Origin of the sequence: Microbacterium sp. BH-3-3-3 (genome assembly GCF_007679045.1) — a bacterium.
In the GTDB taxonomy this organism is placed as follows: Bacteria; Actinomycetota; Actinomycetes; order Actinomycetales; family Microbacteriaceae; genus Microbacterium; species Microbacterium algihabitans.
Genome location: NZ_VEFS01000001.1, coordinates 1,259,881 through 1,283,412, shown reverse-complemented (window position 1 = coordinate 1,283,412; position 23,532 = coordinate 1,259,881). Strand labels below are relative to the sequence as shown.

Annotated in this window: 25 protein-coding genes; 16 read left to right on the top strand and 9 right to left on the bottom strand. The window is 70.4% G+C overall.

The features are described from left to right. Positions 1-18 precede the first annotated feature (18 nt). Positions 19-669: a class II aldolase/adducin family protein gene (locus tag FS769_RS05985; protein WP_144830673.1), complete on the bottom strand. Its 651-nt coding sequence runs from the start codon at positions 667-669 to the stop codon at positions 19-21. After that, positions 666-1,886, bottom strand: coding sequence for a 3-oxo-tetronate kinase (gene otnK / locus FS769_RS05980; RefSeq protein WP_144830670.1), 1,221 nt, complete (start codon positions 1,884-1,886; stop codon positions 666-668). Before otnK ends, FS769_RS05985 begins: the two co-directional genes overlap by 4 nt. 165 nt (positions 1,887-2,051) lie before the next feature. Here otnK and FS769_RS05975 point away from each other — a divergent pair, with 165 nt between their 5' ends. From FS769_RS05975 to FS769_RS05965, 3 genes are all read left to right on the top strand, one after another. Then, the gene (locus tag FS769_RS05975; RefSeq protein WP_260979703.1) at positions 2,052-3,413 is read left to right on the top strand and encodes a homoserine dehydrogenase; all 1,362 of its coding nucleotides are present in this window, start codon (positions 2,052-2,054) and stop codon (positions 3,411-3,413) included. 81 nt (positions 3,414-3,494) lie between these two features. Further along, positions 3,495-4,841, top strand: a complete 1,347-nt coding sequence (locus FS769_RS05970; protein ID WP_144830668.1) for an SLC13 family permease — start codon at positions 3,495-3,497, stop codon at positions 4,839-4,841. Positions 4,842-4,924: 83 nt separating this feature from the next. Continuing rightward, positions 4,925-5,677, top strand: a complete 753-nt coding sequence (locus FS769_RS05965; RefSeq protein ID WP_144830666.1) for a DUF429 domain-containing protein — start codon at positions 4,925-4,927, stop codon at positions 5,675-5,677. A gap of 21 nt (positions 5,678-5,698) precedes the next feature. Here the strand turns inward: FS769_RS05965 and FS769_RS05960 are convergent, their stop codons facing one another. After that, positions 5,699-6,895 (bottom strand): Fic family protein, encoded by a 1,197-nt coding sequence (locus tag FS769_RS05960; protein ID WP_144830663.1) that lies wholly within the window; start codon positions 6,893-6,895, stop codon positions 5,699-5,701. A gap of 110 nt (positions 6,896-7,005) precedes the next feature. On the opposite strand from FS769_RS05960, the gene FS769_RS05955 reads away from it, so the two are divergent. Together FS769_RS05955 and FS769_RS05950 are read left to right on the top strand one after the other, a co-directional pair. Then, the gene (locus tag FS769_RS05955) at positions 7,006-7,356 is read left to right on the top strand and encodes a helix-turn-helix transcriptional regulator (RefSeq protein ID WP_144830659.1); all 351 of its coding nucleotides are present in this window, start codon (positions 7,006-7,008) and stop codon (positions 7,354-7,356) included. A 15-nt stretch (positions 7,357-7,371) separates the two neighbouring features. After that, the gene (locus tag FS769_RS05950; protein ID WP_144830656.1) at positions 7,372-8,349 is read left to right on the top strand and encodes an SRPBCC family protein; all 978 of its coding nucleotides are present in this window, start codon (positions 7,372-7,374) and stop codon (positions 8,347-8,349) included. 64 nt (positions 8,350-8,413) lie between these two features. Here the strand turns inward: FS769_RS05950 and FS769_RS05945 are convergent, their stop codons facing one another. The 3 genes from FS769_RS05945 to FS769_RS05935 form a co-directional block, all read right to left on the bottom strand. Then, positions 8,414-8,857, bottom strand: a complete 444-nt coding sequence (locus tag FS769_RS05945) for a hypothetical protein (protein WP_144830653.1) — start codon at positions 8,855-8,857, stop codon at positions 8,414-8,416. A gap of 252 nt (positions 8,858-9,109) precedes the next feature. After that, complete coding sequence (sufU, locus tag FS769_RS05940) at positions 9,110-9,565, bottom strand: Fe-S cluster assembly sulfur transfer protein SufU (protein ID WP_144830651.1); 456 nt, start codon at positions 9,563-9,565, stop codon at positions 9,110-9,112. Beyond that, positions 9,562-10,815, bottom strand: a complete 1,254-nt coding sequence (locus FS769_RS05935; protein WP_144830648.1) for an aminotransferase class V-fold PLP-dependent enzyme — start codon at positions 10,813-10,815, stop codon at positions 9,562-9,564. Before FS769_RS05935 ends, sufU begins: the two co-directional genes overlap by 4 nt. 93 nt (positions 10,816-10,908) lie before the next feature. Between FS769_RS05935 and FS769_RS05930 the strand changes: the two genes are divergently transcribed. Next, on the top strand, positions 10,909-11,259 hold the full coding sequence (locus tag FS769_RS05930) for a hypothetical protein (protein ID WP_230703979.1): 351 nt from the start codon (positions 10,909-10,911) through the stop codon (positions 11,257-11,259). A gap of 1 nt (position 11,260) precedes the next feature. Here the strand turns inward: FS769_RS05930 and FS769_RS05925 are convergent, their stop codons facing one another. Continuing rightward, complete coding sequence (locus FS769_RS05925) at positions 11,261-11,797, bottom strand: Lrp/AsnC family transcriptional regulator (RefSeq protein WP_144830646.1); 537 nt, start codon at positions 11,795-11,797, stop codon at positions 11,261-11,263. A gap of 202 nt (positions 11,798-11,999) precedes the next feature. On the opposite strand from FS769_RS05925, the gene FS769_RS05920 reads away from it, so the two are divergent. From FS769_RS05920 to FS769_RS05875, 10 genes are all read left to right on the top strand, one after another. Further along, the gene (locus FS769_RS05920) at positions 12,000-13,586 is read left to right on the top strand and encodes an ABC transporter substrate-binding protein (RefSeq protein WP_144830643.1); all 1,587 of its coding nucleotides are present in this window, start codon (positions 12,000-12,002) and stop codon (positions 13,584-13,586) included. Between the two features lie 11 nt (positions 13,587-13,597). Next, on the top strand, positions 13,598-14,659 hold the full coding sequence (locus FS769_RS05915) for an ABC transporter permease (protein WP_144830640.1): 1,062 nt from the start codon (positions 13,598-13,600) through the stop codon (positions 14,657-14,659). Beyond that, on the top strand, positions 14,656-15,564 hold the full coding sequence (locus tag FS769_RS05910) for an ABC transporter permease (protein ID WP_144830637.1): 909 nt from the start codon (positions 14,656-14,658) through the stop codon (positions 15,562-15,564). Before FS769_RS05915 ends, FS769_RS05910 begins: the two co-directional genes overlap by 4 nt. Beyond that, a complete protein-coding gene (locus FS769_RS05905; protein WP_144830634.1) occupies positions 15,561-16,385 on the top strand; it encodes an ABC transporter ATP-binding protein in 825 nt (274 codons plus the stop codon). The genes FS769_RS05910 and FS769_RS05905 overlap by 4 nt, the downstream gene beginning before the upstream one ends. Beyond that, a complete protein-coding gene (locus tag FS769_RS05900; RefSeq protein ID WP_144830631.1) occupies positions 16,378-17,217 on the top strand; it encodes an ABC transporter ATP-binding protein in 840 nt (279 codons plus the stop codon). The genes FS769_RS05905 and FS769_RS05900 overlap by 8 nt, the downstream gene beginning before the upstream one ends. A 73-nt stretch (positions 17,218-17,290) precedes the next feature. After that, positions 17,291-17,722, top strand: coding sequence for a chemotaxis protein CheY (locus FS769_RS05895; RefSeq protein WP_144830628.1), 432 nt, complete (start codon positions 17,291-17,293; stop codon positions 17,720-17,722). Between the two features lie 2 nt (positions 17,723-17,724). Continuing rightward, positions 17,725-18,030, top strand: a complete 306-nt coding sequence (locus FS769_RS05890) for a transcriptional regulator (protein WP_186325471.1) — start codon at positions 17,725-17,727, stop codon at positions 18,028-18,030. A gap of 245 nt (positions 18,031-18,275) precedes the next feature. Next, positions 18,276-18,752 carry a hypothetical protein gene (locus FS769_RS05885; protein WP_144830622.1) on the top strand — a complete coding sequence of 159 codons (477 nt, stop codon included), beginning with the start codon at positions 18,276-18,278 and terminating at the stop codon, positions 18,750-18,752. 252 nt (positions 18,753-19,004) lie between these two features. Beyond that, a complete protein-coding gene (locus FS769_RS05880; RefSeq protein WP_144830619.1) occupies positions 19,005-19,712 on the top strand; it encodes an Ig-like domain-containing protein in 708 nt (235 codons plus the stop codon). Positions 19,713-19,908: 196 nt separating this feature from the next. Beyond that, positions 19,909-20,100, top strand: a complete 192-nt coding sequence (locus FS769_RS05875) for a hypothetical protein (RefSeq protein WP_144830616.1) — start codon at positions 19,909-19,911, stop codon at positions 20,098-20,100. A gap of 7 nt (positions 20,101-20,107) precedes the next feature. Here FS769_RS05875 and FS769_RS05870 read toward each other — a convergent pair whose 3' ends face one another. Both FS769_RS05870 and FS769_RS05865 read right to left on the bottom strand, forming a co-directional pair. Continuing rightward, a complete protein-coding gene (locus tag FS769_RS05870) occupies positions 20,108-20,779 on the bottom strand; it encodes a response regulator (RefSeq protein ID WP_144830614.1) in 672 nt (223 codons plus the stop codon). Next, complete coding sequence (locus FS769_RS05865) at positions 20,776-23,298, bottom strand: ATP-binding protein (RefSeq protein WP_144830611.1); 2,523 nt, start codon at positions 23,296-23,298, stop codon at positions 20,776-20,778. Before FS769_RS05865 ends, FS769_RS05870 begins: the two co-directional genes overlap by 4 nt. Positions 23,299-23,532: the final 234 nt, after the last annotated feature.

Sequence of the window (23,532 nt, the reverse complement as noted above, 5' to 3'; positions counted from 1 at the left end):
GTCGTCCTTCGGTCCCGCTCAGCTTACTGAAGCGGTCGCGGTCCACGGGGTCCCCCAGCGGGCGGTGATCTCGGCCACTCGCTCCGGGGCGATGAGGCGTCGCTGTCGACCGTCCGTGAGCAGGGTGATGCGGCAGGCCTCTTCGAGCTCGATCGTGCTGTCGACCGCCGCCGCGGCCTCCGCTGCGCTCACGACGGCGCCGTGGTTGGCGAGCAGGGCGGCGCGGAAGGGCACGGGGCAGTCCGTGATCAGGGCTCCCATCGCGGGGTCGCCCGGGGGCACGAAGTCGAGCAGCGGCACCTGGCCCACGCGCATGAGCGAGTACGGCGTCAGCGGGGGAACGGCGGAGTGGGGCGCCCAGGGCTCGAGGCACGACACGGCCACGGTCGAGGGGGAGTGCACGTGCACGACGGCACGGTGCTCGGGATTGCGCGCGTACATCGCGACGTGCAGCGGCACCTCCTTCGAGGGGCGGGCGCCGCCGACGATCTCGCCGGCGAGGGTGAGGACGGCGATGTCCTCGGGGGTCAGGGCACCCAGGCGGGTTCCGGTGCCCGACATGAGCAGCCGGTCGCCGTCGCGCACGCTGACGTTGCCCGAGGTGCCGGGGCTGAGGCCAGCGTCGACCAGGGCGCGGCCGGCGGCGATGAGGTCATCGAGGGCGCTCATGCGATGGCCTCCCAGGCAGCGGTGAACAGATCGGTCCCGCCGAAGTTGCCGCTCTTGAGGACGAGGGCGACGGTGTCTCCGGATGCCGCCTGGCCGGCGCTCCAGCACACTCCGGGCGCGAGTTGTGGGCCGATCTCGAGACTCGAGACGCCCAGCGCCTGCACGACGGCACCGCTGGTCTCGCCTCCGGCGACGACGACCCGGTGGATGTCGCCCGTCGAGACCAGATCGGCCACGACGGCCGAGAGTACGTGCTCGACGGCGTCGGCGGTCGCGGAGGCGTCTCGGCGGATGTCGGCGAGCTCGGTGACCGAGCAGACGAGCGGCAACTCCGTCGGCGGGAGGTCCCGCACCCAGGCGACGAGGGCTGCGATCTCGGCGTCGGGGTCGGACGCCGCGGCATCCAGATCCACACGCCGCATCGTGGCGCCCTGCCCGACGGCGGCGGCGATCTGCGCGCGCGTCGCCGCAGAGGCGGAGCCGCACACCACGAGCCTGCCTCGTCCGACGACCGGGAACAGCATGGCGGCGGCGTCGGCGGGGGCGTCGAGGTGCGCCGCGAGGGCCGCGCCTCCGGAGAGCACGCGCAGATGGCGAGATGCTGCGGCGATCACGGCGAGGTCGTCGTCGGTCTCGGCGTCGACGATCAGATATCCCGGCTCCGCTTCGTCGATCGCGGCGCGGAGGGCGTCGGTTCCCGCGCGCACGGTGTCGCGGCCGATCTCGGTCAGCGTCGCGGCGGTCTGTGGGGCGAGGATGTCGCGCAGGCGCGACTTCGTCATCGGCGTCAGCGGGTGGTGGCGCATCGAGGAGTGCTCGAGCAGCGTGCCATTCACGTACAGGCTCCCGTCGCGCACGGTGCGTCCGTTCGCGGGGAAGGACGGGACGACGATGGTGCGGTCGGCGCCGGCCATCGAGACAACCGCGTCGAGCACGGGGCCGATGTTGCCCTCGTCGGTGGAGTCGAACGTGGAGCAGTACTTCACGTAGAGGCGCTCGGCACCCGCGGCGACGAGGCGCGTGCCGGCCTCGAGCGAGTCGGCCACGGCCTGGGCGACGGGGGCGGTGCGCGATTTCAGAGCGACGACCACCGCATCGTGGTCGGCGGGGACGTCGTTGTCGCCGATGACGACAGCAGTGCGCAGTCCCCGCTCCCGCAGAGCGGTGGCGAGGTCGGTCGCTCCGGTGAAGTCGTCAGCGATGGCGCCGATGTGCATGGGGAACCTTTTCATCGAGAGTGGGCCGCAACCACGGCCCATCTCAGTGTATGTGAAGATTTGAGAAAATACTTTGACAATTTGTGAGACGGCGTTACAGTTGCGGAGCACCAGGTGCGCTCCCCGACGCACCCCACGACTTTCGACGACGTAAGAGGAACAACGGTGATCCACAGCTCGGCACAGCGCCGTCCGGCCCCCATCCGCATCGCGGTGACCGGCGCGAACGGAGGGTACGGCCGCACGCTGCTCGACCAGCTTCGTCGCCTCCCCGACATGGCGGCGGCCCAGCTCGTCGACCCCGACCTCGACGGCGTCCGCCGGATGCTCGCCGACCTCGGGATGACGGGTGACGATGTGGTGACGGCGACGGGTGCCGCGGAGGCCGCAGCCGCGGTCGACGCCGGGCGCACCGCCGTCGTCGCCGACGCCGCCCACGTCGCCTGGTCGCACGTCGACGTGCTCGTCGAGGCGACCGGTCGCATCGACGCCGGCTTCTCGTACGCAGACACCGCGCTCGACAACGGCACCCACGTCGTGATGGTCAGCAAAGAGGTCGAGACGATCGCGGGCGTCGCCCTCAGGGCCAAGGCGCGTGAGCGCGGCCTGCGGTACCTCCCCGGCGACGGAGATCAGCCCGCGAACTTGCTGCGCCTGGTCGATTGGGTGCTCGCGACCGGATTCGACATCGTCGCCCTCGGCAAGTCGGGCGAGTACGACCTCGTGTTCGACCCTGCGACCGGGATCGTGAACCAGAACGGGGTCGAACAGCAGGCTCCCGCACTGGCCGGCCTGCTCGGCCGCGGTGACGACCTCAGCGCCACTCTCGCCGCCCGTGCCGAGGCCGTATCGGGCCTCAAGCGCGCGGCTGCGGCCGACTCCTGCGAGATGAACGTGGTGTCGCTGTACACCGGAGCGACCGCCGACGTCGAGACCATGCACTACCCCGTCGTACGTCCGGACGAGCTCGCCGACGTGTACGCCGAGCGCGCCGACGGTGGCATCCTGGGCACCACCGGGGTGATCGACGTCTTCTCGATGCTGCGCCTGCCCGGCGAGGCGAGCTTCGCCGGCGGGGTCTTCGCGATCGTCCGCACGGGTGACGACGTCACGTGGGAGACCCTCCGCGGGAAGGGTCATGTCGTGAGCCGCGACGGCCGCTACGCCTGCATCTACTGGCCGTACCACTTCATGGGCATCGAGACGCCGCTCACCATCGCCGCCGCGGTCGACGACACCGCCGCGACGCCCGAGCCGCGTCAGCACACGGTGCTCGCCGCCCGCGCGTCCACCGACCTCGCCGCCGGAACCCCGTTCCGCGTCGAGGGACACCATCACGAGATCGCCGGTGTCGCCCCCGTGATCGTCGCCCCCGACGCGGGCGAGATCGCCCCCTATTACCTGCTCTCGGGCGCGCGTCTGCGCCGCGATGTCGCCGCCGGGGAGCTCGTGCACTTCGCCGATCTCGACGGTGTGCACGAGCCCGCGGCATCCGCCTACCTCTCCGGGCTCGCGCTCGGAGTCTGACCCCTCACCCCCGACCACCAGGAGATCGACGACGATGCACCGTGCCCAGACCATCCCCCTCGCCCCGCGCGGGGTGATCTCGTGAACGTGGAGATCATCGCCCTCATCGTGCTCGTCGCGGTGTTCGCCATCTCGGCCATCCGCAACGTGCACATGGGCGCCCTCGCCCTGGTGGCGGCCTGCGTGATCGGCGTGCTGCTCGTCGGCGAATCGCTCGACGACGTGCTCGGTGGCTTCCCCGTCGACGCCCTGCTGATCCTGCTCGGCATCACGTACCTCTTCGGTATCGCCCGCGCCGTCGGCACGATCGATTGGCTGGTCGACCGCTCGGTGCGCCTCATCGGAGACCGGGTCGCGCTCATCCCCTGGGCGATGTTCGCCGTCGGCACGCTGGTCGCGTGCCTCGGCACCTCGCACGCGGCGTTCACCCTCGTGCCGATCGCGATGAGCCTCGCGCACAAGCACCGCATCCACTCCACGATGATGGGCATCGCGATGAGTTCCGCGATCGTCGGTGGCGCCCTCGCGCCCACGAGCATCGTCGGCATCACCGTGCTCACGGTGGCCACCTCCGCGGGCATCCCCTACAACGCCGCTCTCATGTTCGGCCTCTCGGTCGGCATCAACACCGTCATCGTCGCCGTCGCGTTCCTCATGTTCGGTGGACGCGAGCTCATCGCCCGCGGTCGCGCCGCCAAGGCGGCATCCGGCGAACTCGGCACCGGAGGATCCGACGGCGTCGCCGGCACCGGCTTCAGCACGCGCCCCCGCAGCGGCGGCACGGCCCTGCTCGAGCAGACCGTGACCGAGAAGCTCACCGGCTACCAGCTGATGACGCTGGTCTCGATTCCCGTGCTCGTCATCGCGTTCTTCACGCTCACGCTGAACGACATCGACCTCAACCTCGGTGCCGTCGCGCTGACCCTCGCCGTGCTGCTCGCCTTCATCAACCCGAAGGCCGGTCGCGAGGGCCTTGCGAAGGTCGATTGGAACACGATCCTGCTGCTCGGCGGCATCATCACGTACGTCGGTGTGCTGACCCGACTCGGGGCGATCGATCAACTGGGCGAGTTCGCGCGCTCGGTGAACGAGCCGCTCATCGCCGCGCTGGTGCTGTGCATCATCGCCGGTCTCGTCTCGGCCTTCGCCTCGACGATCGGCATCATCGGCGCCCTCGTGCCGCTCGCCGTTCCGTTGCTGCTGCCCGGCGGCGGTCTGGAGATGACCGGTTTCATCTACGCGCTCGCCATCTCGGCCTCGCTCGTCGACTGCGCGCCCTTCGGGACCACCGGTGCGACCATCGTCGCCTCGGCGCACGAGAGCGAACGCGCTCGCTTGTACAAGCACCTCACCATCTGGGGTCTGTCGATGGTCGTGATCGGACCCGTCATCACGATCGCGCTGTTCGTCGTGCCCTTCCTCGGCTGAGCGACGCTCCCGCAGGACGACGGCCCGGGTCACCTCACGGTGGTCCGGGCCGTTCCCTTCCCGCCCGGCCTAGGCTCGATGCGATGAGATCCGTCGGAGTCGACCTCGCCGCGGCAGCGCCCGGAACCGCGCTCGCCGAGATCGTCTGGTCGGCCGGTGCGGCCCGGCTCGAGCGCCTCGAGATCGGCATGACGGATGCCGACATCGTGGCATCCGTCGCCTCGGGCGAGGTGTGGCTCGGGGTCGACTGCCCGCTGGGCTGGCCCGACGCGTTCGTGGACTTCGTCGGGGCGCACCACGCCGACGCGGAGCCGTCGCTCGGACCGGTCGAGGGCCATGCCGACTGGCGCCGGAAGCTCGTCTACCGCCACACCGACCACGTCGTGCGCGAGCGCATCGGCCGCTGGCCGCTGAGCGTGTCGACCGACCGGCTGGGCGTGACGGCGCTCCGCGGCGCGGGGCTGCTGCGGCGTCTCGCGGCGGTCGGCTTCCCGGTCGACCGGGCGGGGGAGGGGCGCCTGTTCGAGGTGTACCCCGGCGGATCGCTGCGCCGGTGGGGGTTCGACACCTCCGGTTACCGGGTGGATGCCGCGCGTCGCGCGATCCTTCTCCACGCGCTGCGCGAGCGCGCGCCCTGGCTTGACATCGGCGGGTTCGCCCCGCTCGCGATCGCGAAAGCCGATGCTTTCGACGCGCTCATCGCCGCTCTCGCCACCCGCGCGGGAGCGCTCGGGTCGTTCGAGAAGCCGGCATCCGACATGCTGTCCGTCGCGCGCCGCGAGGGCTGGGTCGTGTTGCCGGACGGGCCTCTCGAGGCGCTGCCCGGGGTGGAGTGAACGCGAGCGACAACAGCCTTCTCACGCGCGTCCGCGCCGAGCTCGCGCAGCGAACTCGTCCAAGGCGTCGAGGATCTCGGGCGATTGCCAGATGCGGTAGCGACTCCCCCCACCAACCTGGGTCAGCACCCCGACGGCAACGAGCTTGTTGATCGCCGTTCCTGCGGCCACGGTGCTGACGCCGAGGTCGGAGGCGATCGAGGCGGCGGTCACCACGGGCTTCGACGGCAGGAGTTCCATCAAGCGGCGCGTGGATGAGCCGGGCCGCGCCGTCACGCTCGTGTTCCATCTCTCGCGGATGCCGATGAGATCCGCGGCGAGGCGGCGCCCATTCGAGATCGCCGAGAAGCTGGCCTCGGTGATGGTGTGCACGATCGCGTTCACATCTCCGGCGCGGTAGTCCGTGAGGGCCTGAAAATAGACCCGAGGATCGCGCAGCAACCCCGCAGACACGGGGACGGTGAGATTACGGGTGAGTCCCCCGCGGTGGAGCATCGCATGAATCAGGGCGCGGCCCGTGCGGCCGTTGCCGTCGGGGAACGGGTGGATCGTCTCGAACTGTGCGTGCGCGATTGCGGCCTGCGCGAGCACGGGAACGTCGGTGCGGTCGACGAACTCCATCAGATCCCGCATCAATGCCGGTACCCGCTCGTGGTGAGGCGGAATGAAGTCGGCGTCGTGGGGCGATATCGCGCCCCCGCCGATCCACACCTGCTCATCGCGCCATTCTCCGCTGAACCTCGGGGCCGTATCCCGGAGCAGCGCCGATTGCATGGCGATCACTGCGTCTTCGTCCAAGTCGGCGCTGAGTGCGATCGCGGCATCCATCGCGCGCGTGTTCGCGACGATGAGGCGCGCGTTCTCGGGTCGCGCCGCGCCGATCTCAGCGAGAGCCACCTGTCGAGCTCCCGCCGTCAGATTCTCCACCTCGGAGCTCGACGCGGACTCGGTCCGGAGGAGAATCGCCGGGAACGGTGCGACGAGCGCGGCGGCCTCGGCATCGAAGCGGGCGAGGGCGTGGCTTGCCTCATCGGCTGCGGCGAGCACCTCGGGGTCGAGCATGACTCTGATCTGCGCGATGAGCGGTGGAACGGCTGCGAAGTAGGGGCCGGCAGCGCGACGGAGCTGGCGGCGCGAGCCCACCTGCCCCTCTGAACGGTCCCACCGTCTCGGTTCATGCTCGATCGCCGGCCAGCCGTTGCCTTCATCTGTGCGCACGCGTCCATTTAAGCAAAGGAAAGACGCTTATCCTTTGCTTAGTCGCTCATCGAGGTGACAGCCGCCCTCGATCTTGTGCAGGCGCAGCCTGTGCGCTAACGTGCAACCAAATGGTTGAACAACAGAGTGACGCCGACATCGACCGGGTGTTCCACGCGCTCGCCGATGCCACGCGGCGCGACATCGTGCGGCGCACGCTCGTCTCCGAGCAATCGGTGACGCAGCTCGCGGCGGCCTACGCGATGTCGTTCGCCGCGGTGTCGAAGCACATCGCCGTGCTCGCCGAGGCGCGGCTGATCACCAAACGCGCGGAGGGGAGGGTGCGACTCGTGCGTGCCGATCCCGCCGCGCTCGCCCGGGCGCAAGAACTACTGCGGTCGTACGAAGACCTCTGGCGCGGCCGCATCGATCGGCTCGACGCCCTGCTGAGCGAGCCCGATCCCACCCCGAACGAGAGCTAGACGAAGGAGTCCGCCATGCCCGTCACATCCGTCGAGAGCGACGCCGAAGCGCTCACCATGACCCTGGTCGCCGATTTCGCCGCCGGCCCCGAGCGCCTCTGGCAGGTCTTCACCGACCCGCGTCAGCTCGAGCGCTTCTGGGGTCCTCCCAACTGGCCGGCGACCTTCGCCAGCTTCGACTTCGAGCGTGGAGGCCGCGCGCGCTACGCGATGGCCAGCCCGACCGGAGAGATCGCGCGGGGGAGCTGGGAGTTCATCGACATCGACGAGCCGCGCGGATTCGAGGTGGTCGATTCGTTCGTCGACGAGAACGGCGACGCGATCCCCGGCATGCCGGCGATGCGCATGACCTTCGCCTTCGAGCAGACGGATGCCGGCTCGCGCCTGACGAACGTGACGTACTTCGACTCGCTCGAGGGGCTCGAACAGGTGCTCGCCATGGGGGCCGTCGAGGGATCCACCCTCGCCATCAACCAGCTCGACGCCGTGCTACAGGGGCTGCGGGAGTTCGCCCAGGGCACGGGGACGCAGCTCGAGATCCTCGATGACCAGCGCGTGCGCATCACCCGGCTGATCGAGGGTCCGCGCGAGCTCGTCTGGCGCGCGCACGTCGACCCCGACCTCATGCGGCAGTGGATGCTCGGCCCCGATGGCTGGCGCATGAGCGTGGCCGACGTCGACGTGTCGGTCGGCGGCGACTACCGCATCGCGTGGGAACCCGAACCGGGCACCGAGGGCGAGGGCTTCGGTTTCGATGGCACGACCCTGCTGGTCGACGAGCCGCGACGCATCGTGCAGACCGAGCACATGACCGGCACCGACTTCCCCTCGACGACGAACGACCTGTCGTTCTACGAGGAGGACGGCGCCACTCTCGTCACCCTGCTGATCGCGTACCCCGACGCCGTCACCCGCGACACCGTGCTCGCCACCGGCATGGTCGACGGCATGGAGCAGAGCTTCGAGCGGATGGAGCGCGTCGTCTTGGCGTGAAGCGCGACGGATGCCGTGGCCCGGGGTCTCGGCATCCGTCGCCGAGGTGCTCGAGGCGTCCGGCCTAGGCCGCGGAAGCCGCGCGGCGCACGGCGTCGCGGATGCGCTTCTCGACCTCGGCCGTGACCTCGGCGATCGCGAACGACACCGGCCACATGGGTCCGTCGTCGAGCTGGGCGGTGTCGTCGAAGCTGACGGTGCCGTAACGCGTCTTGAACTTCGACGCCGGCTGGTAGAACACGACGACCTTGCCGTCCTTCGCGTAGGCGGGGAAGCCGTAGTACGTCTTGGGCGTGAGGTGCGCGGCCTCTTCGAGCACGATCACGTGCAGGCGTTCGGCCATCGCGCGATCCACGCCCTCGAGCTTGTCGATCGCTTCGAGGCAGGCCTCGTTCTCCTTCTCGAGCTTCGCCGCGCCCTTCAGTCCTTTGCCGGCCTTGAGCTCTTCGGCGCGCTGCTTCATCGCCGCGCGTTCTTCGTCGCTGAATCCTGCTCCGCCGGTGGCCATGGCATCCGCCCTTTCGTCCGTCTGACGGAAGGCTAGCGCGCCTCGGGCCGCGCGTATCCTCCGCGATCCGCGCATTGTCAGTCCGGATCGGCGGATGCCGACGGAGCTTGTGCGTATCGCTGACGTTGTGCGCCGCGTGCCCGCACGTCGGCCGGGCGTATCCTCCGCGATCCGCGCAATCTCAGCCCGGATCGGCGGATGCCGACGGAGCTTGTGCGTTTCGCTGAGGTTGCGCCGCGCGTACCGCCGCGCTCAGGCCTGCCGCAGCCCCTCTTCGAGCGCGACCCACGCGAGCATCGCGCACTTCACCCGGGCCGTGTACTTCGACACCCCCGACAGCGCGGCGGCGTCGGCGAAGGTCTCCTCGTCGAGGGGGATCTTGCCGCGCGAGCGCAGCGCTTCGCGGAACTGCGTGATCAGCGCCTCGACGTCGGTCTTCGCCATGCCCTCGGCGCCGCCGTCTTCCTGCAGCAGGGCGACCAGCATCGACGCAGACGACTGCGAGATCGAGCAGCCTGCGCCTTCCCAGGTGACGGATGCCACCCGGTCGCCCTCGACGTCGACGCGCAGGGTGATCTCGTCGCCGCAGATCGGGTTGCGCTGGTGCACGGTCGCGCTGTGCGCCCCGGGTTCGGCCAGACCGAAACCGCGACGGTTCTTCGCGTGGTCGAGGATGAGCTCCTGGTAGAGCGACTCGAGCCCGCTCATGCCGCGGCCCCCACGCCGAAGAAGCCGCGCACGCCCGACACGGCGTCGAGCAAGGTGTCGATCTCGGCCTCCGTGGTGTGGATCGCGGCGCTCGCTCGCACCGACGCCGTCATTCCGAACCGGCGGTGCAGGGGCTGCGCGCAGTGGTGTCCGACGCGCACGGCGACGCCGCGCGAGTCGAGCAACTGACCCACGTCGTGCGCGTGTACGCCCTGCACCTCGAAGGCCTGCAGGGCGACGCGCTCCGCGGCATCCGTGTCTCCGAGGAGGCGGATGCCGTCGATCGAGCGGAGCCCCTCGCGCAGGCGCTTCTCGAGCACGGCCTCGTGAGCGTGCGCGGCGTCGAGGTCGTGCTCGCCGAGCCAGCGCACGGCGGCGGCGAGGGCGACCGCCTGCGACACCGGCTGCGTGCCCGACTCGAAGCGCTGCGGCGGGGGCAGGTACTCGGCCCGGTCGAGGGTGACGGTGGTGATCATCGACCCGCCCGTGGTGAACGGCGGCAGCGCCTCGAGCACCTCGTCGCGACCCCAGAGCGCCCCGATGCCGTAGGGCCCGTAGACCTTGTGGCCCGAGAAGACGGCGAGGTCGACCCCGGATGCCGGCAGGTCGAGGCGCAGATGAGGGGCCGACTGGCACGCGTCGAGCACGGTCAGCGCGCCGACGCCGCGAGCGAGGGTGACGAGCTTCGCGACGGGGTTCACGATGCCGAGCACGTTCGACACGTGCGGGAAGGCGACGACCTTGGTGCGCTCGCCGATGAGCTCGGCCGCGGCGTGCATGTCGAGCATGCCGTCTTCGAGCACGGGGATATGGCGCAGGCGGGCACCGGTGCGGGCGGCGAGCTCCTGCCAGGGGATGAGGTTGGCGTGGTGCTCGGCCTCGGTCACGACGATCTCGTCGCCTTCGCGGATCTGCAGGTCGCCGCGGTAGCCGAGCGACCCGGCGACGAGGTTGAGCCCGGCCGTCGCGCCGCTCGTCCATACGAGCTGCTCGGGCTCGGCGCCGACGAACTCGGCGACGGTGACGCGCGCGTCTTCGAAGAGCTCGGTGGCCTCTGCGGCGAGGGTGTGGGCGCCGCGGTGCACGGCGGAGTTCGCCTGCTCGAGGAACTCGCGTTCGGCCTCGAGCACGGCGCGCGGCTTCTGGCTGGTGGCGCCCGAGTCGAGGTAGACGAGGGGCCGACCGTCGATCTCGGTCTCGAGGATCGGGAAGTCGGCGCGCACGGCGGCGACGTCGAAGGGGAGGCTCACCCCTCCAGGCTACGTCGCGCCGGATGGGTGGGTGCCGTGCGGTCTCGCGGCCGAGCGAGTCACCTCGATCGAGGCGACCCCCATAATCGACAGATGACCGCCACGCTCCCCTCCCTCGACGGCCGCAGATTCCGCATGGTCTCGTCGACCACGTCCGCCGTCGATCCCGAGGCCCCCAGCATCTTCGAGTACTTCGAGCGCGACGGGGCGATCTGGGGAGGGTACGAGGGAGACACCGTGACCTTCGGCAAGTTCGTGGGCACGCGCACCGCCGACAAGATCTGGGTGTCGTTCGTGCACGTGCTGGTCGCCGACGGCACCGTGGTCACCGGAGACGGCGAGAGCGATCTCGAGCTGACCGAGGCCGGCGGCATCCGCCTCGTCGAGCACTACGAGATGCACGGTGCGCCGCAGCTGAGCGTGTGCGAGGAGATCTCCGCCTGACTCAGCGGGGCGGCAGCGTGTCGCGGCCGGGGGTCGCCGGCGTCCACCGCGTCATGCCCAGCAGGGTGTTCGTGGCCGTGCGGTCGGGCAGATCGGCGGGTAGCAGGTAGGGGCGGCGGATGACCTCGTCGAGCACGACCACGCTGACCACCGTCCGCACCTCGGGCAGCTGTGCGATGACGCCCGTCGAGAACTCGTGCACGCCGCTGACGTCGACGGCGCGGATCAGCAGCATCGCGTCGTGCTCGCCGGTGGTGATCGCGCACCACTCCACGTCGGGCATCTCGACGACCCGGTCGCGGAACGAGGCCCAGGCCTGCGGCATGACCGTCACGAAGACCAGCGCCCCGATCGACAGTCCCGCGCGGGCATGGTCGACCTGCGCGCTGAAGCCCGTGATGACCCCCTCCTGCACGAGGGCCTCGACCCGCGTGTAGGCGTTGGCACGCGAGATCCCGACCTTCTCCGCGAGCGCGGCTATCGAGATGCGACCGTTATCTCGCAGGACCGCGAGGATTTTGTACGCCGTATCGTCCAATGGCGTGACACTTCGTCCAGAATCCCTCGTAGGTTCCGCGACGTTGCTGGACATTCTGCTCCCAGTGGCTCATTGGCTGGACGGACCGACGCTGCCAGGTAACATCGCTGGACACATCGTCGCATAAGGTGCGAATCTAAACCCGGCCGTCCACTGAGGTGGCGGCCGTTCCCGAATGTACTCCTCGGCTCCGGAGGCCTCTATGTCGTCACGTCGCACCACGTCGGTTCTCGCGATCGGAGCGGTGGCGCTCCTCGCGCTCGCCGGCTGCACCGGAGGCAACTCGGCCAACAACGGCAACTCGTCGGACAGCGCACAGTCGCTCGTCATCGACACCGCGTTCTCCATCGAAACGACCGACCCGGGCCACACCTACGACCCCACCGGCAACATGATCGCCAAGGCGATGTACGAGACCCTCGTCGATTTCGACGGCTCCGACGTGTCGACCCCCCAGCCCGGCCTCGCGTCCTGGACGCAGAACGACGCGGCGACGGAGTTCACCTTCACTCTCGAGGGCGACCGCGTCTTCTCGGACGGTTCGCCCATCGAGGCGAAGGACGTCGTGTTCAGCCTCCAGCGCATCCAGGGCATGGCCGAGGCGAAGCCGAACTTCCTGCTCGGCGGCATCACCATCGCCGAGGTCGACGACAAGACGATCTCGTTCACGTCCGCGACCCCGCTGCTGCAGTTGCCGGCGATCCTCGCGAACCCCGCGCTCGGCATCGTCAACTCCGACGTGGTGAAAGAGAACGGCGGCAACACCGACGGCTCCGACTCGGCGCAGAAGTACCTCGACGGCGCGTCCGCCGGTTCCGGCCCGTTCGTGCTCGACACCCTCGACCTGTCGTCGCAGGTCGTGCTCACCCGCAACGACGCCTACAACGGCGACGAGAAGTCGGACTTCTCGCGGGTCGTGGTGCGCAACGTCACCGAGAGCGCCACGCAGCTGGCCAACCTCAAGGGCGGCGACTCGATGGTCGCGATGGACCTCAACGGCGACCAGGTCTCGGGCCTCGGCGACGGTCTGACGGTCGACTCGGTCCCCTCGGGTCAGACGATCTTCCTCCTGCTGAACCAGTCGCCCGCCGTGGCCGGCGACCTCGCGAACGTCAAGCTCGCCGAGGCGATCCGCTACGCCCTCGACTACGACAAGCTGCTCGAGCTCGCCGGTGCCGGCGCCAAGCAGGCCACGGGCGTCATCCCGCTCGGATTCGAGGGAGCGCTCGAGTCGGGCGTCAGCCAGGACCTCGCCAAGAGCAAGGCGGCGCTCGCCGAGGCCGGCTACACCGGCCAGACCCTGCGCCTGCAGTTCCCGAACGACTACCCGGTCGGCGGCGTGGAGTTCACCCCTCTCGCCGAGCGCGTGCAGTCGCAGCTCAAGGACGCCGGCATCGCGGTCGAGCTCGCCCCCGCGCCCTTCGCCACCGAGCTCGACGCCTACGTCGGCGGCACCGAGGGCTTCGGCCTGTGGTTCTGGGGTCCCGACTACGCCGACTCCGCCAACTTCCTGCCCTTCGGCCCCGGCCTGAAGGTGGGTCTGCGTTCGGGCTGGACCGCTGAGGCGAACCCGACGATCGCGAAGATCGCCGCGGATGCCGCATCGGCCACCGACCCGACCGCTCGCACGGCCGCCTTCACCGACTTCGCCGAAGCCATGCAGACCGAGGGCCCGTTCGTGCCGCTCATCATCCCCGGCCGCAACATCGCCTCGGCGAACGCCGTCACGGGTGCCGTGTACAACTCGGTCTGGGAGATGGACATCGCCGAGATCACGCCGGCCGGCTGAGCGGTCCCCTCATGACGACAGTGCCCGTGCGCAGCGGGACGCGGCGACGCCGATCGCCCCTGGCCGGCTATCTCCTGCGTCGCGCGGGAACCTCCCTCATCCTGTTGGTGGGCGTGACCGTCGTCACGTTCGCGCTCACCAACCTGGTGCCGGGTGATCCCGTGTCGGCGGCGCTGGGTGAGGGAGCTTCGCAGAACCCCGCGACCCGCGAGGCGTTCATCAAGGCCCAAGGACTCGACCAGCCGCTGTTCGTCCAGTACTTCATCTACATGGGCAATCTGCTGCGCGGAGACCTCGGCACCTCGCTGGTGACCGGTCGCCCGGTCACCAGCGACCTCGCCACGGCGGTCCCGGCGACCATCGAGATCGCCATCGGGGCGATCATCCTCAGCATGGTGGTGAGCATCGTGCTGGGAACCCTCGCCGCCTACCGCCGCGGGCTCGTCTCCGACCAGGTGATCCGTGTGGTCACCCTGGTCGGGCTGAGCGTGCCGACGTTCTGGCTGGCTCTGGTGAGCTTCTACGTCTTCTTCCTCGAGCTGCGCATCGCGCCGGGGTCGGGCCGCATCTCGCCCGCCATCACTCCGCCTCCTCGCGTGACCGGTCTCTACACGGTCGACTACCTGCTCAACGGCGATGGGGTGGGGTTCATCGATGCCCTCGCCCACCTCGCCTTGCCGGTGATGGTGCTCTCGCTGGTCACGATCGGGCTGCTCACCCGCTTCATCCGCACCTCGGTGCTCGAGGTGCTCGGAAGCGACTACGTCCGCGCCGCCCGCGCCAAGGGTCTGCCGGCGATGCGCATCATCGTCGACTACGTGCTTCGCGGTGCGTCGCTGCCCATCCTCACCGTCGTGGGCGTCGCGTTCGGGGCGCTGCTGTCGGGGACCGTGCTCGTCGAATCGGTGTTCGCGTGGCCGGGACTCGGCACCTACGCCTACAACTCGGCCGCGAACCTCGACCTGCCCGGCATCATGGGCGTCGGTCTCGTCGTCGGAGTCATCTACCTGCTCATCAACTTCATCGTCGACCTGCTGTACGGCGTGCTCGACCCCCGAGTGAGGATCGCATGAGCCACCTCGCCGCCGCGTCGAAGCGCGGGCGCTTCCGTTTCCGTTGGCCCCGTGCCTGGCGCACGCCCCTCGGCATCATCGGCACCGTCATCGCCGGCGCCTGGGTGATCGTCGCCTTCACCGCCCAGTGGTGGGTGCCGTTCGGCCCCAACGACCAGGTGCTCCCGCGCCTGCAGGAGCCGGGCATCGACACGCTGCTCGGCACCGACGGCAACGGGCGAGACATCTTCTCGCGCCTGATGACGGGTGCGACCGTCAGCCTCCCGCTCGCGCTCATGCTGGTGCTCGCCGCCCTGATCATCGGAACGGTGATCGGCGCCGTCGCCGGGTACTTCGGCGGGTGGATCGATGAGACGCTCATGCGCATCACCGATCTGTTCATGGCCTTCCCGACCGTGATCCTGGCGATGGTGGTCGCCGCCTCGCTCGGACCGTCGCTGTTCAACGCCGTCATCGCCGCGATCGTGGTGTCGTGGCCGCAGTACTCCCGCGTCACCCGCAGCATCGTGCTGGGTCTGCGCGGACAGAACTACGTCATCGCCGGTCGACTGCTCGGCCACTCGCCGCTGCGCACGCTGGCCGTCGACATCCTCCCCAACATCGCCGGCCCCGCGCTCGTTCTCGCGACGCTCGACATCGGCGCGGCGATCCTGCTGCTCTCGGGCCTATCGTTCCTGGGCCTGGGCGCACAGCCGCCGACGGCGGAGTGGGGCTCGATGATCTCGGGCGCGATGCAGAACTTCGACGCGTGGTGGCTCGGGGTGTTCCCCGGACTGGCGATCCTCACGGTCGTGCTCGCGTTCAACTTCCTCGGCGATGCGATGCGCGACGTGCTCGACCCCACGGCCGAGATCACGCATGAGCGGCAGGCCGATCACCAGGCCTCGGCGGGGGTGCCCGCATGAGCACCCTCTCGATCCGCGATCTGACGATCGACATCGGTCGCCCGCTCGTTCGCGGCGTCTCTTTCGAACTCGAGCCGGGCCGCATCCACGGCCTGGCCGGAGAGTCGGGTTCGGGCAAGACACTGACCTCGCTCGCCGTGCTCGGACTGCTTCCCCGCCAGGCGCGGACGGGTGGTTCGATCCTCCTCGCCGGCGAGGAGATCCTCGGGCTCGGCCGTCGCGCGCTCAACCGCATCCGGGGCAAGCGCATCGCGATGATCTTCCAAGACCCCTCGGCGTCGCTGCATCCGCAGCTGCCGGTGGGTCGTCAGCTCACCGACCACCTGCGGGTGCACCTGGGCTTGAAGGGCAAAGCGGCGCGCGCGCGGGCCGAGGAACTGCTCGAGATCGTGCAGGTGCCCCGTGCGGCCGAGGCGCTGGGCCGCTACCCCCACCAGTTCTCGGGCGGCCAGCGTCAGCGCATCGCGATCGCCTGCGCCCTCGCCTGCGAGCCCGAGGTGCTGCTGGCCGATGAGCCGACCACCGCCCTCGACGTGACGGTGCAGGCCGGCATCCTGCAGCTGCTGCGCGACCTCGCGACCGAGCGACGCCTCGCCGTGCTGCTGGTGACCCACGACCTGGGTGTGATGAGCGCGATCGCCGACGAGGTGGCCGTCATGAAGGACGGTCTCATCGTCGAGCGCGCCGATCGCGAGACCCTCTTCCGCGACCCGCAGCACGAGTACACGCGTGCTCTGCTGGCAGCTCTGCCGGGGTCGAAGATCGAGGCTCCCGACGCCGAGTGGGCGGATGCCGTGACGAAGGGCGAGATCGATGAGTGAGGCCGCCGTCCTCGACGCGCAGGGAGTCACCGTACGCTACCCCGGCACACCGCCCGTGATCGCGGTCGACGAGGTGTCGCTGCGCGTCGCGCCCGGCGAGACCGTGGCGCTGGTGGGGGAGTCGGGCAGCGGCAAGTCGAGCTTCGCCCGCGCTGTCGTGGGGATCGAGAAGACCGCCGGCGGAACCGTTCTCTTCCAGGGCTCGCCGGTGGCACCGCTGGGTCTGCGTCGGCGCTCGAAGGCGCTGACGAGCATTCAGATGGTCTTCCAAGACCCCTCGACCTCGCTCAATCCGCGCCGGCGCGTGGGCGACCAGATCGCCGACGGCATCGCGACCGCCCGCGCCCGCGGGGCCGCCGGGTCGACGGTGGGCGAGTGGCTCGAACGGGTGGGCCTGCCGCCCGCCGTCGCCACGCGGTTCCCACACCAGTTCTCGGGCGGGCAGAAGCAGCGCCTCGCGATCGCGCGAGCACTCGCCGCGCGCCCCTCGCTGCTCGTCGCCGATGAGCCGATCTCGGCCCTCGACGCCTCGACGCAGACGAGCGTGGCGGCGCTGATGCGCGATCTGGTCGCCGAGGCCGGCGCGGGCATGCTGTTCATCTCGCACGACCTCGCCGTGGTGCGGCGCATCGCCGACCGGACCCACGTGATGTTCGGCGGCCGAGTGCTGGAGTCGGGGCCGACGGCGGAGGTATGGGCGGCTCCGCGGCATCCGTACACCCGAGCTCTTCTCGCCGCGATCCCCGAGCCCGACGGCGAAGGCCGGATTCCGGTGGCGCCGTCGGTCGCAGATCGGGCGGTGTGGGCCGAGGTGCCCGCGGTCCTGCGATAGCAACCTGTTGCGGGGGAAGTACTTGCCATCGTGGAAAGTACATGCCATGGTGGAGGAGTCGAAAGGATCCGCCATGGACCACACGCCCACCGTCACTCCGACCGAGGCGCGAGCACTGCTCGACCACGCCGACCGCCTCAGCCACTCGGCGCACAACGCCACGCGGTGGCCGTACATCACCTTCATCGTCGCGTTGGGCGTGGCGACCTCGATGGGCACCTTCGCGATGGCCCTCGCCACCGGCGACGCCTTCGGTCTCGCCTACGTCAGCCTGCTCGCGGTGATGTTCGCGCTCATCATCTTCTTCGTCATCAGCATCCAGGGCCGTTCCGCCTTCGCCCGCGGCCGCCGCTGGACGACCTACATCGCCAGCTGGTTCGTCTCGTACGCGATCGCGCTCTCGGTCGTGATCTGGGCGCACGGCAACGTACTGCTCGCCGGACTCGCCTCGGGCCTCGTGCTTCTCGTGTCGTTCGTGTGCGCGGCCCGCGAGGCCCGGTCGTGACCATGGCCGCCTCGCACCCGCGGCATCGTCTCGACGAGCTGCTGCAGAACCCCGTGCGCTTCTCGATCGTCGCGGCCCTCGACCGCGCGGGCACGCTGAGCTTCAAAGAGGTGCGCGATGCGATCGAGGTGACCGACTCCGCCCTCAGCAAGCAGGTGTCGAGCCTCGAGGCGGCCGGATACCTGTCGGTCGGCAAGTCCTTCGCGGGCAAGATGCCGCGCACCTCGCTCACCCTCACCACCCAGGGTCGCGCCGCCTGGCGGAGCCACCTCGCGACCTTGCGCGAGATCGCGGGCGACGTGTCGTGAGCACGGCGCGGTGCCGGGCGCGCGATCTCGCGGTCGCCCCGACCGCCACGCCGCGGAGCCGCGAGACGGCATCTCGCTGACAACCCGGGGTCATCCTGCACCGGAGATGTCAGCGAGATGCCGTCTCGGCGCACGACCCCCCGGCGCATCCTCCCCGCGAGTGAAGAGTGAGGAAAGCGTCCGCGGCCGTTCGCGAATCGTGAGGGCCGCGGATCCGCCGCCCGACGCGGCGTAGACCGGATGCCATGACCCTCACGGCCCTGCTCCCCACCCTTCGCGCCAGCATCCCGGCGCCCTTCGACGCGGCGGCGTGGCCCGCCGGCTCCGCGCCCACGCTCGACGACGTCACGGTGCGCGCGATGTCGGTCGGTCGATACGCCGACATCTGCGGCACGCCCTGCGTCTGCACGGGGCCCGCGGTGATCCCGGCCTCGGGTGGGGTGGCATCCGCCGTCCTGTCGACGACCGTCGTGGTGGCAACGGTGACGGATGCCGCGCCCGACAGCCTGCGCCTCGACGCCTGCGTCGCGGGACTCGAGGCGGTCTGGCGTGAGGCGCGGCTCATCGGACGCGTCTCGCACGCCTACGACGAACCCTTCGCCGTCGTCGACGCCCACGGGGAGGAGTCGTGCGGAACCGTCGTGCTGCCCGGCGACGTGCGCGTGGGCGACCGCATCGCCTTCCCGTGTCCCGGATGCCACACGGTCGGGGAACTGCGCTGATGCTGCTGCACTCGATCGTCCTCGCGTCGCGCTGCGCCCGGGTGCAGGCGGAATTCCTGGCGGCGGAGGTCGACGACGAGACGGGCGACGACGCGCTCGTCGACATGCGCTGAGGGTGAAGAAGCCGGTGTCGTCGGCCTAATCGGACGAGGTCCGTCGTATCGTCGCGCGTGGCAGGGGTGACGATGACGGGGACCGTGCCGAGCGTGCGGCGCTCCACTCGCCGCTCACCGAGCGAAAGGGCGCGCCGATATGTCCGAGAACCTCACCCACGAGCACCGCATCCCCTCGCGCCGGGCCGTCGTCGGCGCTGCCGCCCTCACCGTTCCCGCGGTGGTGCTGGCCGTGACCTCACCCGCGCATGCGGGGTCGGACCCGGGGTCGGTCACCCTGACGTTCAGCTCGACCCTCGTGCGCTCCGGCGAAGCGGTGAACGTCACCATCGTGCGCAAGGACGCGTCCGGTCAGCCGCTGGCGGGGCAGTCGGTGACGCTGAGCGGCACGAGCGGGGCATGGCAGTTCGCTGCGCGCAGCGGCACGACGGACGCGAACGGCGTCTTCCGCACGCAGGCCATCGCGACCGGCCACGCCGACGCCACGGCGACCGCCACGGTGACAGCGACCGGCAGCGGCGGCACGGCCACCGCCTCGACGACCGTGACCTTCGCCCGCCGGGTGCTGTCGGTGTCGGTCTCGCCGACCAGCGTGGCCCCGGGTGGCAAGGCGACGGTGACGGTCAAGGTCACCGACAACGCCGGGAAGAACTGGGCGGGCCAGTCGGTCTCGGCCTCGGCGTCGGGCGGGGCGACGCTGGCGGCGAGCTCGGGAACCACGAGCTACTACGGCGTCTGGACGACGCAGATCACCGCGCCGGCGGCATCCGGATCATCGACCATCACGGCGGCGTACCGCGACAGCGATCAGAACCTCACCGCGACGGCGACGTTGACGATCTCGTGAGTCGGTCGCGCACCTCGGCGAGGTGGCTGGGAAGCGCGCCGATTTCGTAGGTGCCTCGGTCGGTGTGCATATCGGTGATGCGCAGTTGCGGGTCGGCGAGGGACTGTCGGCACTGGGAGCCGCCCTCGATCTCTGACACCGGAGCCGAAGAGGTCAGCCCGCGCCCCCGAGAGTCGCGAGCCGACATGATGAGACCATGACCGACGCGAATCGCAGGGCCAAGCGGTGGGGCGGATTCGCGCTGGGGCTCGTCTTGATCGTGATCGGTGCGTCGCTGGCGTTCGCCGCCGGGGCGGTGATGACGGGCGTCGTCTTCTCCATCGGCGGGGCGGCCATCACGATCGGGCAGGCGATGTGGATCGCCCGCACCCGCCGCACACGGAAGTGAGCGCCGGTCACACGACCAGTCGGTAGCCCATCCCCTGCTCCGTCAGCAGGTGCACGGGGGTCGAGGGGTCGGCCTCGAGCTTCTTGCGCAGCTGCGACATGTACAGCCGCAGGTAGCCGGAGTCGGCCACCTGCTCACTGGCCCAGATCTCCTTCAGCAGCGTCTGACGCGTGACGAGCGAGCCGGGGTTGCGGGCGAGGAACTCCAGCATCCGCCACTCGGTGGGCGTGAGGTGCACGCGGGTGCTGCCGCGCAGCACGGCCTTGGCGGCCAGGTCGACCTCGACGTCGCCGAAGCGCACGACGGCGTCTCCGGCCGAGGGAACCGACCGCCGGGCGTGCACGCGCAGGCGCGCGAGCAGCTCGTCGATCTGGAACGGCTTCGTCACGAAGTCGTCGGCGCCGGCATCGAGCGCCTCGACCTTGTCGGCCGAGCCCGTGCGGCCCGAGACGACGATGATCGGGGCGGTCGTCCACCCGCGCAGGGCCTCGATCACCTGCACGCCGTCGAGGTGCGGCATGCCGAGATCGAGCAGCACGATGTCGGGGTGCGCTTGAGCGGCGAGGGTGATGGCGGCGGCGCCGTCGGCCGCGGCCACCACGTCGTAGCCGTGCGCGGCGAGCGTGATGCGCAGAGCGCGGACCAGCTGCGGGTCGTCGTCGGCGATGAGTACCTTCACGGCGTCCTCCTGGAGGTTCCGGATGCCATGGCCTCCGCGCCCGCGACGGGGAGCGCCACGACCATGGTGAGCCCGCCGCCGGGGGTGTCTTCGGGGGTGAGAGTGCCGCCCATGCCCTCGGCGAAACCGCGTGAGAGCGCGAGGCCGAGGCCGAGGCCGGCGGTGTTGTCGGTGTCGCCGAGGCGCTGGAACGGTGAGAACATGTCTTCACGGCGCTCGGCGGCGATGCCCGGCCCGTGGTCGATCACGCGGATCTCGGCCGTACCGCCGAGTCGGCTCGTGGCGATGCGCACGCGCTCGCCGTCGGGCGTGTAGCGCTGGGCGTTGGTCAGGACGTTGACGAGCACGCGCTGCAGCAGCACCGGGTCGGCGCTCAGCATCGGCAGGTCGGGGTCGAGGGCGAGCTCGACGTCGTCGGGACCCAGGTCGAGCTCGTCGAGGGCCATGAGCACGACTCCCGCGGCATCCGTCGGCGTGAGCGAGACCGCGAGCACCCCCGCCTGTACCCGGCTCACGTCCAGCAGGTCGGTCACGAGCACCGAGAGGGTCGCGAGACTCTCGTCGGCGGTCTCGAGCAGTTCGCGGCGGTCGTCCTCGGAGAGGTGATCGCCGGCGGCGCGCAGGCCGCCGAGAGAGGCGACGGCCGCGGCGAGGGGACGACGCAGGTCGTGGCTGACGGCCGACAGCAGAGCACTGCGCACCTGATCGGTTTCGGCGAGAGCGCCGACTTCGGCCGCGGTCTCGGCCAGGTCGGTGCGCTCGAGGGCGGCTGCGAGCTGCGCCACGACGACGTCGAGCAGGCGGCGCTCCGAGGCGTCGAGGTCGCCGCCGTGCAGCTCGAGCGTCGCGCGGCCGTCGCCGACGGGGAGGGAGACCCGGCGATCGTCGCGCACGGGCTCACCGTCGGTGGCGAGCACCGACCCGTCGGCCGCGATCAGCCGTACCCCGGCCAGGCCGAACGCCTCGCGGGCACGGCTCACCAGCGCGGGCACGGCGCTCTCGCCGCGCAGCACGCTGCCGGCGACCGTGGCGATCATCTCGGCCTCGGCGCCCGCGCGGCGCGCGGTGCGGTCGCGGCGGGCCGCCTGGTCGACGACGATGCTGACGAGCATCGCGATGACGACGTAGAGCACGAGCGCGATCGCGTGCACGGGGTTGCTGATCGTGACCGTGTACAGCGGTTGGATGAAGAGGAAGTCGAGCGTCACCCCCGACAGCACGGCGGCGAACACCGCGGGCCAAATGCCGCCGATGAGGGCGACGATCACGACGAGCAACTGGTAGGCCAGCACGTCGGTGGTGATGGAGTCGTCGGAGCCGGTGGACAGCAGCAGGAGCGAGACCACCGGTCCGCCCACGAGGGCCGCGACGAAGCCGAGGATGCGACGTTTGACGCTCAGCGCCGGGCCGGCGAGGCGGGGGAGGGCGAACCGGCCGCCCGCGCGCGCGTGGCTGACGATGTGCACGTCGATGTCGCCCGAGAGGCGGATGACGGTGGCACCGATGCCGGGACCGGTGAGGGCGGCGGCGAGTCGGCCGCGGCGGCTCACGCCGATGACGAGCTGCGAGGCGTTGACCGAGCGGGCGAAGTCGACGAGAGCGGTCGCCGGGTCATCGCCGACCACCTGGTGATACGAGCCGCCGAGCGATTCGACGAGGGCGCGCTGCTCGGCGAGCGTGGCCGGAGCGCTGGTGCGTAGGCCGTCCTGACTCGACACGTGCACGGCGAGCAGCTCGCCGCCGGCCGAGCGGGCAGCGATCCGGGCTCCGCGGCGGATGAGCGTCTCGCCCTCGGGGCCGCCGGTGAGCGCCACGACCACGCGCTCGCGCGCCTGCCACGAGCCCTCGATGCCGTGCTCGGTGCGATAGCGCTGCAGGGCCGAGTCGACCTCGTCGGCGAGCCACAGCAGGGCGAGCTCGCGCAGCGCCGTCAGGTTGCCGAGGCGGAAGTAGTTCGACAGGGCGGCGTCGATACGTTCGGCGGGATACACCGAACCTGCGGCGAGCCGATCGCGGAGAGACTGCGGCGCCAGGTCGACGACCTCGATCTGATCGGCGGAGCGGACCACGGCATCCGGAACCGTCTCCCGCTGCACGACCCCCGTGATCTTCTCGACCACGTCGTTGAGCGATTCGATGTGCTGCACGTTGACCGTCGTGATGACGTCGATGCCGGCGTCGAGAAGCTCTTCGACGTCGATCCAGCGCTTGTCGTTGCGCGAGCCGGGGACGTTGGTGTGCGCGAGTTCGTCGACGAGGGCGATCCGCGGGTGACGCTCCAGGACGGCATCCAGATCCATCTCGTCGAGGGCGACCCCGCGGTGGGCGACGGCGCGGCGGGGGATGACCTCGAGGCCCTCGGCCTGGGCTGCGGTGGCGACGCGACCGTGGGTCTCGACGATCGCGATGACGACGTCGTGGCCCTCGTCGCGCAGGCGCCGGCCCTCTTCGAGCATCTCGTACGTCTTGCCGACGCCGGGCGCCATGCCGAGCAGCACGCGCAGGCGACCGCGCTTCACGAGGCGCTCCTCGGGACCGAGGTCCCTGCGCTCGCCGAGGTCCTTGAGCTGCCCCAGGTCCCTGAGCGAACCCCGGTCCCTGAGCTTGTCGAAGGGACCGCAACCCCCGCGGACGCTTCGACAGGCTCAGCGACCGCTCGCCGTTCCGCGATTCCCGCGGACGCTTCGACAGGCTCAGCGACCGCTCGCCGTTCCGCGATTCCCGCGGACGCTTCGACAGGCTCAGCGACCCGC